The 14,621-nt window shown below is 45.5% G+C and carries 17 protein-coding genes; 4 read left to right on the forward strand and 13 right to left on the reverse strand.

The window, feature by feature from the left end:
* Positions 1-158: 158 nt before the first annotated feature.
* The 7 genes from AAC854_RS03060 to AAC854_RS03090 are packed head-to-tail and all read right to left on the reverse strand — an operon-like array spanning position 159 to position 5,443.
* Positions 159-767: a baseplate protein gene (locus tag AAC854_RS03060; protein WP_340615838.1), complete on the reverse strand. Its 609-nt coding sequence runs from the start codon at positions 765-767 to the stop codon at positions 159-161.
* Positions 760-1,740: a tail length tape measure protein gene (locus tag AAC854_RS03065; protein ID WP_340615839.1), complete on the reverse strand. Its 981-nt coding sequence runs from the start codon at positions 1,738-1,740 to the stop codon at positions 760-762. The genes AAC854_RS03060 and AAC854_RS03065 overlap by 8 nt, the downstream gene beginning before the upstream one ends.
* Positions 1,724-2,524, reverse strand: a complete 801-nt coding sequence (locus tag AAC854_RS03070) for a hypothetical protein (RefSeq protein WP_340615840.1) — start codon at positions 2,522-2,524, stop codon at positions 1,724-1,726. The genes AAC854_RS03065 and AAC854_RS03070 overlap by 17 nt, the downstream gene beginning before the upstream one ends.
* Complete coding sequence (locus tag AAC854_RS03075) at positions 2,511-3,251, reverse strand: hypothetical protein (protein WP_273549167.1); 741 nt, start codon at positions 3,249-3,251, stop codon at positions 2,511-2,513. Before AAC854_RS03075 ends, AAC854_RS03070 begins: the two co-directional genes overlap by 14 nt.
* Entirely contained in the window at positions 3,248-4,468 is a 1,221-nt protein-coding gene (locus AAC854_RS03080; protein WP_340615841.1) for a phage tail protein, read from the reverse strand. The genes AAC854_RS03075 and AAC854_RS03080 overlap by 4 nt, the downstream gene beginning before the upstream one ends.
* Positions 4,461-4,793, reverse strand: a complete 333-nt coding sequence (locus AAC854_RS03085; RefSeq protein WP_273549169.1) for a baseplate protein — start codon at positions 4,791-4,793, stop codon at positions 4,461-4,463. Before AAC854_RS03085 ends, AAC854_RS03080 begins: the two co-directional genes overlap by 8 nt.
* Positions 4,790-5,443, reverse strand: coding sequence for a hypothetical protein (locus AAC854_RS03090; RefSeq protein WP_273549170.1), 654 nt, complete (start codon positions 5,441-5,443; stop codon positions 4,790-4,792). The genes AAC854_RS03085 and AAC854_RS03090 overlap by 4 nt, the downstream gene beginning before the upstream one ends.
* 575 nt (positions 5,444-6,018) lie before the next feature.
* On the opposite strand from AAC854_RS03090, the gene AAC854_RS03095 reads away from it, so the two are divergent.
* The 4 genes from AAC854_RS03095 (at position 6,019) to AAC854_RS03110 (ending at position 7,279) form a co-directional block, all read left to right on the forward strand.
* Positions 6,019-6,321: a hypothetical protein gene (locus AAC854_RS03095; RefSeq protein ID WP_273549171.1), complete on the forward strand. Its 303-nt coding sequence runs from the start codon at positions 6,019-6,021 to the stop codon at positions 6,319-6,321.
* A 40-nt stretch (positions 6,322-6,361) separates the two neighbouring features.
* A complete protein-coding gene (locus AAC854_RS03100; protein WP_340615842.1) occupies positions 6,362-6,682 on the forward strand; it encodes a type II toxin-antitoxin system RelE/ParE family toxin in 321 nt (106 codons plus the stop codon).
* Positions 6,672-6,956, forward strand: coding sequence for a helix-turn-helix domain-containing protein (locus tag AAC854_RS03105; RefSeq protein ID WP_273549173.1), 285 nt, complete (start codon positions 6,672-6,674; stop codon positions 6,954-6,956). The genes AAC854_RS03100 and AAC854_RS03105 overlap by 11 nt, the downstream gene beginning before the upstream one ends.
* A gap of 89 nt (positions 6,957-7,045) precedes the next feature.
* Positions 7,046-7,279, forward strand: coding sequence for a HigA family addiction module antitoxin (locus tag AAC854_RS03110; protein ID WP_340615876.1), 234 nt, complete (start codon positions 7,046-7,048; stop codon positions 7,277-7,279).
* An 87-nt stretch (positions 7,280-7,366) separates the two neighbouring features.
* Here AAC854_RS03110 and AAC854_RS03115 read toward each other — a convergent pair whose 3' ends face one another.
* The 6 genes from AAC854_RS03115 to AAC854_RS03140 are packed head-to-tail and all read right to left on the reverse strand — an operon-like array spanning position 7,367 to position 14,290.
* Entirely contained in the window at positions 7,367-7,636 is a 270-nt protein-coding gene (locus AAC854_RS03115) for a PAAR domain-containing protein (RefSeq protein WP_273549174.1), read from the reverse strand.
* Positions 7,620-8,825 (reverse strand): type VI immunity family protein, encoded by a 1,206-nt coding sequence (locus AAC854_RS03120; protein ID WP_340615843.1) that lies wholly within the window; start codon positions 8,823-8,825, stop codon positions 7,620-7,622. Before AAC854_RS03120 ends, AAC854_RS03115 begins: the two co-directional genes overlap by 17 nt.
* Positions 8,826-8,840: 15 nt before the next feature.
* Positions 8,841-10,361, reverse strand: a complete 1,521-nt coding sequence (locus AAC854_RS03125) for a VRR-NUC domain-containing protein (RefSeq protein WP_340615844.1) — start codon at positions 10,359-10,361, stop codon at positions 8,841-8,843.
* Positions 10,358-12,535, reverse strand: coding sequence for a type VI secretion system Vgr family protein (locus AAC854_RS03130; protein WP_340615845.1), 2,178 nt, complete (start codon positions 12,533-12,535; stop codon positions 10,358-10,360). Before AAC854_RS03130 ends, AAC854_RS03125 begins: the two co-directional genes overlap by 4 nt.
* A gap of 18 nt (positions 12,536-12,553) precedes the next feature.
* Positions 12,554-13,246 carry a type VI secretion system baseplate subunit TssF gene (locus tag AAC854_RS03135; protein WP_340615846.1) on the reverse strand — a complete coding sequence of 231 codons (693 nt, stop codon included), beginning with the start codon at positions 13,244-13,246 and terminating at the stop codon, positions 12,554-12,556.
* 36 nt (positions 13,247-13,282) lie between these two features.
* Positions 13,283-14,290, reverse strand: coding sequence for a type VI secretion system baseplate subunit TssF (locus AAC854_RS03140; protein ID WP_340615847.1), 1,008 nt, complete (start codon positions 14,288-14,290; stop codon positions 13,283-13,285).
* Positions 14,291-14,621 lie beyond the last annotated feature (331 nt).

Genomic DNA, 14,621 nt, shown 5'->3' on the forward strand with positions numbered 1-14,621 from the left:
ATTTGGGTATCGATTGTAACAAAAATAAAAAATTATTTAGAATTTTATGTAATGGCAAAATGGAGTTCTAAGCTGGAACCACCGTTAATGAATGTTGAACTTTTACCCGATTCAGGCCAGAACAATATTACCGTTATTCCGGCTTAGAACCCCAACTTTCATTGCGAAAAACTGAACGCGGGTGCTTTAGCTCTGAATCCCGTCGCACTCTCAACAATGACTTCCCCCTGAGATTTTATTGTCGTTTTGCCGCCTACATTCAGGAAAAAATCACCGGTAGCATGGTGGAATACATCACCGGCTTCATTCATCCCTATACACGCCCCGCTTGCCATATTGGTAATCGATATACCGCCACCAGCGGTATGGATAACAAGCAAGTGATTGCGCTTATACACGAAGTCTTTCGTGGGCGATAAAACCGGCAGGGGCGGGGCACCTTCAACGGCTGGGGGGGTATAGGCTCCGCTTTGACCGGATGCTTCCGGGGCGACGTTCGGGATACCATTGGGGGCATCCTGTGCTGCACCGCTGATCATTGGGTAGCGACTGTCGCCCCCATAAGGAAACTCAACCCACACCAGATCGCCTGTCACGGCGGGGGTAAATGCACCGCCAATTGACAGGCGATACTCAGCCCACGGCAAAGCATCATCGGGCACACCCTCCCATAATGGTAACAGCTTCACTTTTGCTTTCATGAGCCCCGCTGGGTGCTCTGTAGCGACGATGATGGCCCGATGGCTACCATAGATAGCATTATTCACTGGGAACCCCCAAAATCATTCTGGTGCTGTAGGCAACACGTTCTTCAAACTGCGTCACGCGCTCCACAATCATATTCTTGGGTATCGATTCATCAATGCGGTTATCAGGATCATAACGATGAATAACCACTTGTATGACGGAACCCGCCTGAATCGCGGGATTTCCCGCACATTCAATGTCTAACTTTGGGATCAGAACTCGCCCCATGTTTTGCAGTGTCCCTAATTCTGCATCAGATACCATTTTCACCGGCAGTGAAGCATCCCCGAATGAACGATAGCCATCCGTCATGGAATAACCGACATAACGATGCTGCTTTGACGCTGTAACCGCGAAATCTGAATTAAGGTTTCTCAGCTTTGTTATGCGGTACTTCGCTTGAGGATTGTTGTACTCGTATGTGAAAGCGGGTTTTGTTTTGATAAGGTTACTCATCGACTTCAAATGGATTTTACCTCTGGCCGTCCATGCCAACGCACCATGATCTTTTGCCACTTGTCGAACCAGGGTGGCAGGTTTTTGCCCCATGTTTAAATGATAGGTTCCAAGGCGGTTAAAGGGCTCAGTCACCGGCTTTAATCCTTTTGCCAGTGTGCGAATAATCTTCTCTGGTTCAGCATCGGCAAAAAAACGGGGAGTGCCGGTGGGGATCAGAAGAGTCCGCATGGCCGTAGAGATGCTGGTGATTGTCACGGTATCCATATTGAGTGGGGCAGAAACGATAAAGAAATCCTCTTTAAATAATGCCTGTTCCCCTCCGGGATCGCCAAGCGTGACCGTGATCACTGCACCTTCTTTTACACCCATGTTATCCAGAACGTAGCCGGTCACATCACGGATATTCAGTAGTAAAAGCGGGGCTGCTAATTTGGCAATTTCTATATACGCTACAGAGGTGACAGATTCTCGCGGTAATACCTCACCGTTGATCTCAATAGTCTGTAAAAAAAACTGATTAGATTGCTGTACCATGACTGTCTCTGCGTATTGTCCGTTGTGCGGTGGTGACGACGGTTTTCTCAAGCTGTGGAACAACGGCATGTGCCATAATGATATCGGCCTGTACCTTTATACTGGCTTTGGCACCAAAAATGCGATCTTCCATGACAGGCAATGATACATCAGAAAAAGAAATTTCTCGGGCGGCATTGAACGCACATTCAATGTCCACCTCGGCATTGGCCATCTTGACTGACGCATGAAAGCTGGTGGCAATCATACTGGCAAAGTGGACAGCAATGGCATTACACAGGAGTGATAAAGGCTCTTTCTCTGCTGACAATACAAAAATATCGTAAACAAGGTTGACTGGATGTGCGTCTAACACCGCAATGATCGTATCACCTTCAAAAACTTCCCCGTATCTATCCCGCCTTATCTGCCTGTCGTTCGGCATCACATCATAATCCATCGTGCGGGAGAGATTAATCACAGGCAGGGCTTCAGGGTTGGCATATTTGTTATCTGACTGGCTTTTTCTACCGGCTTTCGCTTGTCGCATGGTTCTAATGAAATCTTTAATGTCGTCGAAACGGCCAAGCAGAACCTGATCGCTTGATGGGCGATTGATAAACTCGACGAACCCCTGATTATGCAGATCTGGATGATTAACTTTGAGCCCTTTTAGGCTTGATGCGATGTGATTCCCGACAGCAATATCAATGCCACGAAATCCACTGACTTCCCTTTCGCCAATGGGGTTCAGCTTCAGCGACTTAATACGCATTAAAATGTCGTGGCCTTCATCTTTGCTCATGGTCTGTTCCTAATGCTGACTGACTAAAATTTCTGGCCGGTATGCAGTAATAGAGTGAACCCACGGATGCCGTACCATACGTGAAAATACGTAGCACATACCAAAATCGGCGGGCTAATTGACCATCGGATAATTCTTCGTTCCATTCAAATATTGAGCCTATCGATACGCCTGTCGCGGCGGCTCTGATAACTAAAAAATCATCGATACCGCCATCTTGATCGCCATCAGAATCAACGGCAGTAAATGATTCCCGTTCGTCAGGACAGTCCAATACCTTCACTTTTTGAGGATCGGTGTATGAAAGTTCTCTTTGATGGTTATTGAACTCAGTGAAAACCGGTATCTCAAGGCCATCGTCATTCGCCTTTGTGGGGGCATCATCCCGGGGGCGATATAACAAAGCATCATAACTGTCTGGATCTTCCTCAATCATTTTTATCCAGTCCTGACGAACGAGATCATTGAGGGGCGTGTGCCCTTTGTATCGTGGGCTCAGGTTTAAGTCTTGCTCTCTTGTGGACAGGTGTTGTGGCAGAACGGCTTGTGCCGCTATGTCCTCATTTTCGACCAACATCACGGTAGCGGGGGGCGGTGGCATATCATCTAAATCCACCAGTTCAGCATCCTGCGCTGATATGTGCGTGGTTGGCTGTAGCGGAGTGGAGCCCATTCCTGTGATTTCATTGTCTGGCCTCTCATCCAGCCATTCGTCATAACGGCTCATGCGTTATTACCCTTAATCTGTTTTTTCATATACTCGTTAAATGCGGCTTCAGCTTGTTCTTGATTCTTTCCTGACATAATGAGCGCATCAATGAAGGATTGTTTTTTCAGATTGAAAGCATCTTTCAGCTGCTGTTTTAACAGTTGTTCCTGGGCTTTCATTCGGTTGATTTGTTCCTGCTTCTTTTGCAGTTTTAAACGTTGTGAATCGGTGAGCCTTTTCGCTTTCTTCAGCTGTGAGCGTAAGGCATCAATTTTCTTCGGATCTTGAGTCAGTTTTCTTTCCAGTGCCTCCATGCGTTGTTGATAACGTCGGTATTCACTTTTTATCGCGTTGTGACTGGTTTTGCTTTTCCGGTTTCTGTTCAGTTGTTTTAGTTGTTCTTTCCCAAAAAACTCAGTTGTCTTTCTCTTATCATCCCCAAAGCTGGTGGTACGGGCATTTTTCTGTAACAGGCGGCCAACCTGCATTTGCCATGTTCCGGCTTGCATTCTGGTCATCGCGTGAATAACGTGTTTACAGGCCACCCCTTTTAAGTTCGGGTTTCTGATTTTGGGGTAGATGTATTCTTTCGGGGGGCTAACCGCGAAATTCCCCGCTGTAGCAATATAGCGATACCAATAATGATGACGGCCACAATCGCAATCAAATGACACTCGGCCAGTACACAACTGACGTACTACACGGGCGGTGTTGTTTTCTTTTTTTGACAGGTCTTCCATCGCGGTATCCCATTCCTCAAAGCGGATCTTCACGCGGTGGTGCTTGTCTTTAGACTTGTCAGACGCAGTGACGCTGATAATAGCAACGTTGTGCTCCATACCGATAAATGAAGCTATTTTGATGCCTGAACCATCATCAACCGCATTATTTGCCCGCTTGATGTCAATATTGGTGCAATTCGCTATCAGCTGGATATAGGTAATTCCGGCGATGTTAGTATTGAATCCAGACCGAACTTTTTGTCGGTTTTTTTCAAACGCCTTCAGATCTTCTTTTGTGAAGAACGTCCCGTCGCGCTTCTTTCCCAAGGCAATAACATCATCAAAACTTTTATTTTTTAAAAGAGAAGGGGTGAGAAGCCGTGCAACCTTACGGCGACGTTTGGCCTGCTGGTCGTTAGTGATTTGATTAAATAGCCGGTTAAATTCTTTTGGCATTAAACCATCAGTATCATACCGACCTGTTTCTGTGCGAGGAAAATTAATCTTAATCATTCCTTACCTCGGGCGTGTCAGCATAGTGTCTGATCCTGTCGCGTATCCAGGCGGCAGAAGGTAATGCGAGGTTATCACCTATCGGCAGGGACTCCAATTCACTTTCATGACCCGCCACCAGCCTGACAACCCAACGTAAAACGGAATTTTTATAAACCCGATAGGCCACCAGATCGGCCCTAAATTCCTCATCGGGTTTAATGGTGTATGAGATGTTACTCGCGTGGTCGTATAACTGAGACTGGGCGATAATTTCGCGGTGTAGATAAGCACGAATGATGGGATCGGTAATACAGCGGTCATCCAGTCGTGAATATTCACTCATAAGATCACCGTATTGTTATCAATGCGTGTGCCGGTTAATGTTGATGTGGCCGTTTCTTTTTCGGCTTTTTTGTCATAAGCACTGACAATATTAAAAAGCGATGTTAAGCGGGAAGGGGGCTCATCTACCGCTGTGGATTGCATGGCTTTAATGTACGCATCAGAGGCCACATTGTTGAACATGGTGCTGTAAACAACAAGCAGCATCAGGATATGTTCGGATGTAAGGGATTCCCAGTCAATACGATAGACAGGCTCACCCGCTGGATTGAATTCAACATCAATAAGGGATGGCGAGATCTCGTATAAGTTTTTTCCCTTGGGGGGATAAATGATACTGCCTTGCCGTTTCAGCTCATTATAGCGACCGGTTGCAACCACAATAACGGGACGGCCATCATGGTGTTTGTCGCTCAGCCTGACATTGATGGCCCCGATATGCTGAGCAATTTCGCCGCTGATTTCGTCCACCAACACCTTAAACCCGGCTTTTACCATTTTCGGAATGTCTTTTGATAGCTCGTTCAGCATCGCTTTTCGTTTTGGCGGAAGTATTTTCCGGTCTTCCAAAATCAAATCACCCTCTTTAAAGACAGCACGTACCATAACGGTTTTTTTCATTGTGCTGATCACTGCAATTCTCTGAATCATAGTTCTCCCAAAAATAAAAAGGCCGCACTGGGCGGCCTCTGCTTTTAGGTTTCTGGTTTCGCGCTGATATCAAAGTTATGCAATCGTCGAAAAAGCTAACCTCACCTTCCAGAACCGCCCTTAAGCGGGAGAAATCGTAGCGCAACGACATGATCGACAGCAACAAAAAAACGCGTTCTAACTTAAAAATAAAGTCAATTATTCAATGTGTTAGTGCAATTTACATTATTAGCAATAAATGCCCGTTCAACGTTTAATCGTATTAATATGGTCTTGAGATAATTGCGCAATAAATCCACTAGGGACCTGTGGAAGATTCTCAATGGTGGGACGGTGCAGCATACGATATGAGTCGCGCTAAATGGTACAGATTAGGTAAGCCAAGTGCTTTAGCTGAGTGTGAGACAAGTCCCTCTCCTATTACTAATGGCGAAGCCTCTGGCTTTCTCAGTGAAGAATCAGACTCAGTATGTTGCGGAGAATATAATTACCTAAAAGTTATATATAACCTTTGAGCTATTATATCCTATAGGTTATGCTGTGTTTATTATCTCATCAACTGTACGGCGAGTCATATGGAACTGGATACTTTTCGGTTAAGCAATTTACAGCATAAATTTTTTAAGGTTATGAGCCAGCATCACCCGCGTTTGGTTGGTGTATGGGACTGGCAGAATAGAAGCGTTGACGTAGCAACGTTTGAGAACGCCATTAAGGTTATGAGCCATGGGGAACAGATCTTTGCGCGGTTTCTGCTGTCTTTGTGGTTTGGGGAAGATAAAGAAACGAAGTTTAGTTTTATGGAAGCGGCCGACATTCTTGATAACAGCCAACGGCAGTTTATTGCAGAGTGGTTGATTGATCCGTGGTGGCCGTAATGGATCTGCTTAACATACGGACAGGAAAGGGAGCTGCTTTGTGTTTGAGTTGATCTTTCACCCGGAAGCACAACAGGAAATATTAGACCTTGATAGTGCTATGCAAGGTAAGGCGTTCGCCGCACTGGATAAACTTGAGTCTCAAGGTAATCAGTTGCGTTATCCGCACACGGATATTATTCAGGATGGTCTTTTTGAATTAAGAGCAGGAAAAAAGGATATTACACGAACCTTTTTTGCTTTTGCCAAAGGGAAAAAAATATATATCTTGCGCGTCTTTATTAAAAAGACGGCAAGGACGCCACAGGCAGAGATCCAATTAGCATTGAATAGACTAGAGGAACTAACACATGAAAGTTAAAGGTATCCCTTATGCTGAAGTAAAGGCAAAAGCTTTACAGAATCCAGAGGTAATGGCCGCTTATCTTGCAGAGAAGAAAGAGGAAGAATTACAGGAGCTTTTGGCTGATCTTCGCCGCCGAGCTGGTATCAATAGTACACAAGTTGCTGAACGTATGGGGATTACTCAACCAGCCGTGAGCAAATTAGAAAGAAACGCCAGTAAAGCTAGTGTTTCAACTCTAGAACGATACGCGGCAGCTTGTGGAGCATCTATTAAAATTGTTATGGGGTAACATTATTCTGTAGTTGCCTGTCCTCAAACGGTACTAACCGCTGAAAATTCCGTCATTTTAAAATTCATCCTGTTTTTTTAAGCACTAATATTACTCAGGCAAAATTAGGCGAGGCACTTAATCTTTCCCGCCCGCGCATTGCTGAAATTATCAATGGAAAACGCCGGTTCAGCATCGAAGAGGCTGTAATGTTGGCAGCATTGTTTGAAACGGACTCTGACTTCTGGATTAACGTACAAGCCAGCCATGATCGCTGGGAAGCGCGGCAGCTGATGGCTCAGAAAACCAGTGTCAAACCTATCACGGCATTATTGGCGAGATGATTTCAGCTGCTAATGAGGGGGCGCGTAAGTGCCCCCTTGCGACAAAACTCCATCAATCGACTCTGACGCACTTTTCCGCTCGTTTTATTACTCAGTAGCAACAAGCGTACACCCAGATGGGCAACCGCAATTCACCTTGTGTCCTTCCAGTGCAACCGCTTTATCTTGTATCACCGTCAGTGACGAACCTTCAGCAATAGTACCTGTGTTTTTACAGGCGGGGCAAAACACACTGTCACCAACACAAGCAACGGGTTTCCCCTGTTTGGTTAGCCCTGAACCTGTTAATACGGAGCCACTTGTATTTGTGGTATCGCCTTTCAGGATAATTTTTTTACCATCAATGGTGGCCCGCATTTTGTTGTGCCTCAAGTTCTTTCAGATCCTTCATATCATCATGCTCTATCTGACGCACCAAACGCCACACGGTTGTGCCGGGTGCATTGCCCTCTACATCCGGGGCAATATCGCCTTGCAGAATGATGTTTTCCAATCCTTCACGCCCTTTGGTGGTCCAGTAACCATCAACTCTGGCGGGTTCGCCTGCCATCAGAGGTTCAACCTGTAAGGGACCACGATCATAACGAGCATACCAGAGAGTACTGGTTTTTCCCGTGAAATGGCCTTCACCATAAGTATGTAAAGAATCACCTTCTTTCATTACATAACGAATAGGTCGAATTAGCTCATTAATAAATAAATAGCTTTCTGACACACAGGCAGGTAACTGAGTTAAATCTGGATATTCATCTATCTTTATAATCAACCCATTACTGTATTTTGTGATAGCAATATCAGGATGAATGGATAATTTTTTTCTTACCCATTGCTCACCGCCAAGGCGTTTTATAAAGCGATTTGATAACAGAGTGATCCATCCAATACTCCGTATACTGTTAAAATAATCTATTACATCCATATGAATATTAGAATTAACTTGTATCGCTGGATATCGGATAGCAAGTTGATATTCTTGAGGCATATACTCATGGTAATCCCGTGGTAATACAAACGTATAACCACATTCTCCATGATCGGGATTGAGTTGCTTGCAAAGAAATGTAAGCCATTCATCAAACTCTTTTTGCCCTTTATCCGTAGTTAAAACATCCCACGGTAATACTAGACACAGGTAAGAGCTACCTTTGTTATTTGCTATTTCATATGAATCAATATAGTGCATCCAATATTGAGGCGCTTCATGGGCATTACGTGCATCACTGACATCCCAACTACATATTTTATTGCCAACGAAGGGGCCGTTATCCGCTTTCAAAATTAGCTGTTCTACCTTTTCGATATTTTCGGCTGAATATTTTTTTAACCCATCAAATTCATGGGTATGGAATCTTAACTTATCACCGTACATTTCCCTAAAACGGCGATAACAGGCTAAAATACGTTCTTTTTTTTCACGGGTATAACCTTGTTTAAAAAACAACGTGATAGCCAACCCTAAACGGGTGACGGTAATATCTCGTTCACTTTGCAGGGTAAATCCCGTTAATTGTGCCTTGATATGCTCAAAATAGGCTTCTTTATTCATAATAACCGTTTTTCCTTATGATGCGGTTGCAGCTGTTAATGCGGTCATTCCCGCCATTGCTGCTGCCAGGGTTGCCCATATTGCGGACGCGACACCACCTATAACGCCACCCGCCCAGATAATTAAACCCGCCAACAAAACGATAGCAGCGACAACAACAATGCTTTTAATAATGGTAATAATTTCTTCGCCTATTTTTACCATCAACTGAATTGTACCATTGCCCAGATCAGCGGCTATCTGATACCAATCGACCTGTTTTAATGCGTCTATCGTCAAATCGGTATATTTGTATACCGTTTCCACGGCTTCCTTGATTTTAGCTTCGGTGAGACGAACGATTTCCCCTGTTTTTTCACTGACCCAATGAATGGCATAACTCAGCTTTTTTGTCACCGGATCGATAATTTCATCTGCTATCCACTGACCTGATTCACGAAACCAGGCACCACAAGCCGCCAGTGCTACACGCGTCTTATCACTCAGGTAATTGAACCCACTGGCCGTTAAATCCCATGTCCATTCCCAACTTCGGACAATAGCATTTTTGGCATAAGTCACACTTTCTGATACAAATCTGGCACTCTGATCGTAATATTGCTCTGCGCGCTCTAAAAATGATGGTTCCTTCTCGGCGGAAAGCTCTATCATCGCTGGAATTGCACCATGACGCACGGCTAACCACAGGCTAAATATGGGTTCGTATTGCCATTGCTTCTCACTGACTAAAGGGATATTTTTTAGTAACAATTGCTCAATACCTGTATAACCTGGTATTGGCAGCGGTAAAGAAGAAGCTAATCCTTCTATCGCCGGGGGTATAATAGAACGGCTAAATTGCGACAGGTGTTGCTTAATGTTTTCCCGTTCAGCGGCTTTAGCTTCTTCCGAAAGCGTTTCCCACTCCTTTGAATCACGGTTATCCTCAACAACAAAAACCCCAAATCGCTCCTTAGTAGCAATGAATTTATAAGCACTTTCTTGCCCCTTCTTTAAAGTATCACCAGGGAACTTCACTTCAATGAGCATCTTGAGATTATCAGGATGAACGGAACCATCAAAATATTGACCTTCACGTCCAGGCCAGCGGAGTTGTTTGTTTTTGACTAAAATAATATCCGGTCGCCGGATACCCGTAATACCGAATTTATTCTTTTCCACGTTAGTCAAATGTGAGAATGGGCTTTCTGAATGAGGGAGATTACCTGTGTATTTAGTTCTTCTTGCCTCACTATTTGCCAGCATTGGTAATGGCACATCATATCCTCTCATAAAGAAAACGACTTCAGCCTTGTATTGCCATAACCAATCGTGAATTTTTTCCTCAACTCTGATGAGACCACTCATTACTGCCTGTTTTAGCGAAAATGCGGCTCCATTTTTATTTATTCCTGCCTTTGGGGCCCAGATGGCGAAAGCTGCTTTTTTGGCTAAATAACATTGGTCTTCATCTTTGGGAAATTCGACTCGCTCCATTCTACATCTCACCGATGTAATGGCTGGACACATACCACCGGGTTGTAATTGTTGGGTCATTTTGATTCCTCCTTAAATTCCATCACATAATCCACGGGCTGATTATTATCAACGTGGTACAGCGTTTTGGTTTTTTTCTTTTTCTGCGCTTCCGGGAGACTGAATTCCAAGGTATCCGCTTGCTGGGTTTGCACGATGGCGGTACGTCCAGCGGCATCAGTACGGCCTGACACGATGCCTGTTGGGGTTTTTATCTGGTACAGGGTATGGGTCAGCGGTTTATTTTCATTCTTGCTGTTGGTCAGAATATAACGGCCCGAATAATCAAACAGCGCCTGAGTACTGGCTTTTCCAGCCGCATGTTCAGTCATAGAGATTGAGGTGCCGGATAGGGTGATAGCCCCCGTAGGATCGATAATGATTTGACCACCTGAGTTGCCGATGGTGATCTGGCCGCTTTGGGATTGCAGCACAATGTGTTTACCGACACGCACTTCCTGGTTGTCGTTAATTTCCAATAACTGGCTTTTGCCGATTTTGAGGCTTTGCTGCCCGGTAATGGTACTGGACTGGTTTTTCTCAACCCGCAGCGTTTGATTGCCGCTGACAGACTCATCATCATCCTGTTTAATCACGGTCTGGCGGCTGCGCTGAATTTCCTCAAACTGATCCCGCACCACGGTTAATTTCTGGTCTTGACCAATGCGTTCTTCATGATCCCTATCCACATGAGTGGTACTATTGTTCAGCACCTTGGTATTCATATCCTTCTGGGCATGGATATAAACTTCCTCACTGCCTTTGGCATCCTCAAAACGCAGCTCGTTAAAGCCTTCACCTTTGTGCGTTTTAGTTTTAAAGGTCGTGCGGGTTTTTTGGCCCGGTAAATCCAGCGGTGGGCTGTTACGGCCATTGTAGTTGCAGCCGGTCACAATCGGTCGGTCAATATCGCCGTTGAGATAAGAGATAATCACTTCCTGCCCGATACGGGGAACGGCCATAAAACCGAAGTTATTGCCGTTCCAGCCCTGAGCCACCCGAACCCAACAGGATGAACTGTCACCGGGTTTATCGTAACGGTTCCAGTGAAAATGAACCTTAATTGCCCCTAATTCATTGGTGAATATCTCTTCGCCTTCCGGTCCGACAACCGTGGCTAGCTCGTCACCATCTGCCAGCGGCTTATAGTGATACGGTTGCCGCCAGTCATCAAAGCCGGGGATAAAAGTCATCTCGCTGGTTAATGTGGTGCCTTCACCTCCCGTTCCGGCCGCTTGTGGTTGAGCGCCATGATGCGTGATATTCACCACCTGCCAGCGGTCATTCATCGTTTCAGACGGATGCGCACTGAGGGTAAAGATTTTACCCGGGCGTAATTTGATGCAGTTAGACTGTGCAGAACCCAGTTTGCTTTCGCTGTTCAGTTGGTTAAGGCGGATTTTACCAAAGGGCTGTCCCTCTTTACTCCACTGGAAACGTCCGTAACTTTCAAAAATGGAATGCCCGCTGCTGGGTTCTACGTTGGCTTGGGTTTGCATCGGCTGGGAAGGACGCAGGTAGTTGTAATCTTTGTGAATAAATTCATCCGGGCATAAATATTCGCCATACTGCCACTGCCAGACGGTGGAGTCAGTATCATCCGTGTTTGGTTGACCGTTGTAGACCAAGGGTAAAGCGGCCGTCATGCCGAGGTGAGAATTGCTGTAAAACATCTGGTTTTCCTCAAACCAGAAAATAATGCCTTCTTCCGCCGCTAACCGGCACCAGAAATCATAGGCGGATTCCCGTTTCTGGGTAATATAGTCCCGTGGTGCATGATAACCGGCGTTATCATAGAATTTGCTGTCTGCCTTTACACGATGCTCTGACAGCAATTTTTTCAGAATATCTGGGACGGAGAGATGCTGGTAAATGCGGCTGTCCTGATTGAGCGTCATCCGCCACATTTCCGGCCGCAGGGTAAATGTGTAATACGTCTGCTTTCCATCGGTATTGCCCTGTGTCGCACCGGCCACGATACCGTTAACCGTGCGCTCAACGACACCATTACGTTTGACGGTTAATGCGGCTTCACGGTTAAGTTGTTCACGCAAAGGAATATGATGGGTAGCGCTCACCACCGTCAGGTTAAGGTGAAAAAGCCGGGATAAATGCTCTTGCAGAGTGAAGCTCACCACTTGAAAGGTGGCTGGTGGGAGCCTGCCTATTTGGCAGGTAAAAACTAAACCATCCATAACAGTATTTCCTTATTGTTACATTAACGGGCGATATCCCTGAACAGGATAACGGGATAAGGCATAGGATTTGCCGAAACGGGTGCGGCAGGTCATCAACAGGCGCATATCCTGTGTCAGGCAGAACGGTAGAAACTGAAACACGGTATTGGCAAACCGGAAGGCTTCTCCCTCGTGAAGATAGGCGGTTTCATCCAGCGTCAATTCAATAAACAGACAGCGATGGGGAACACCCCGGATAAGCCAGTCTTTGGGGTCAGAATGTACGGAGACAATGCCATCAATCCTGCGCCGCAGTGCCCGGCTCCGGTTTCTGTCTGTCTCCGCATAAAAATCGTAACCCCGTAATAACTGTTTGAGGGCCTCTGCGGAATACAGTAAAAATGGGCTGGCAGAATAGTGTGACAGTAAAGTCCAGTAGCGGTGGCTGTCGGTGACTGGCGGGTAAGGGGATGAAGGTGTTGTCAGGTTTTTAATTTGCACATTATCAGGGAGTGTTTCATCCGCATAACACATCTTATCAGCCATTAATGACACTGGCTGAAGCTCAAATGTCATTATCTGGCAGATAAATTTTCGTGCCGGGGGGTGCGTCATCGGCTGCCCCCGACTGTCCCGAAAGACCAGATCGTATTGCAACCGGCCTAACGCATCTTCACCCATTTCCAGTGAGTAGAACCAGATCTGTTCGTCATCCAAATAGCGATCCATGCCGGTCAGCAAGTGATCGGGATAGAAACGGAAAGATTAGCCCCGGTCGTGCTCTTCATCCGGCTCTTGTTCCAATGCGATGCCGGGCACATCCAGTACGCCTTGCGAGGGTGATAATGGTAAGCGATAACGCGCAGTCTCCGACTTAAATGGCACGATTAATTGTGTTATTTTCCGATTGATTACGGGCACACAATGCAGGTGAAACGCTGTCGCTATCTGTGCTTCAGACACGGCCAATTCACAGCTGAGTTTGATCACAAGAGTAAATTCACGGGTTTCTTCCATCAATACATGGCTTTGCATGGTCGTAGGTAAGACCAGCGTAAGAAAATGGTGAACATGCGGCAGATAAAGGGATTCCATCAGCATTTGAGGTGCCCAGTTTCCCGCCCGCTGTGGCGATGACAAAATAAGCCTTTCTGTGCCTTGTAAGGGGGTCAAGCGAATGATATCCATTGGATATCGGGTGTTTTCTTGGTAAAACTGAATGTCATCGACATCTTGCGTCAGTGCCAGCATCAGAGTATCTGCGACAGTTTCATCAGCACTGAGAAACAGGCTGATGGGTTTGATTGCCCAACGGTCATCTTTGCCCGTATACCGGAATGTCAGGGTAATCTGTGTTTCCTGTGCCTGATGATGAAGTTCCCGCCGGATCAGTGTCAATGGCTCGATATCACAGGGGCGACAGCTCATGAATGGTGTGCCGTTTTCTGCGATAATTTTACTGCCTGTCGGCACGGAGTAAGCATTATCTGTCCCCTGAACGCTATCCAGTTGCATCACACAGGTTGCCGGTAAACCTTTTATTGTCTGCGAGTGTAAGCGTTGCAGTAACGGTTGGGTGTATTCAGGCAATCCGTCATCAATTTTTTGGTGCAGACGGGCAGTTAAAAAAGCCGAACCTTCATTGACTCTTTCTACATCAGGATCGTGTCCACTGAGGATATCCGCCAGATGCGGTTTTTCTTCTCGTGCCAGTTTTTGTAATGCGCGGAGATACTCGATCTCGTGTTGAAAGTATTGTTCAAATGTTTTCACAACGTTCCCTTTTCGATATTCAATAAACTCTGCTTGCTCACAATGGGGCAACCTGTTTAAGACCATCTTTTCAAGTACAGAGACGCTTTGCTTTTTTCATCTTTTCTCGTCTGTGTATTTTGATGAATTATTGATCGGCATTTCATCGATAATATTTATATTAAATTACCGAGTTATAGGATTGAACACGATATTCTACGGATTTAACAGTTAATTTATTTAATGAGATACGTATTTTTTGTCATTAATATGAATTTAATGTTTAGGTGTCTGGATTTTGACGGTGTAACCTGAGTCAGGTCGTTATGGGTAAGAATCTATGATATGTTGC

Source organism: Xenorhabdus entomophaga (genome assembly GCF_037996725.1).
GTDB classification, from domain to species: domain Bacteria; phylum Pseudomonadota; class Gammaproteobacteria; order Enterobacterales; family Enterobacteriaceae; genus Xenorhabdus; species Xenorhabdus khoisanae.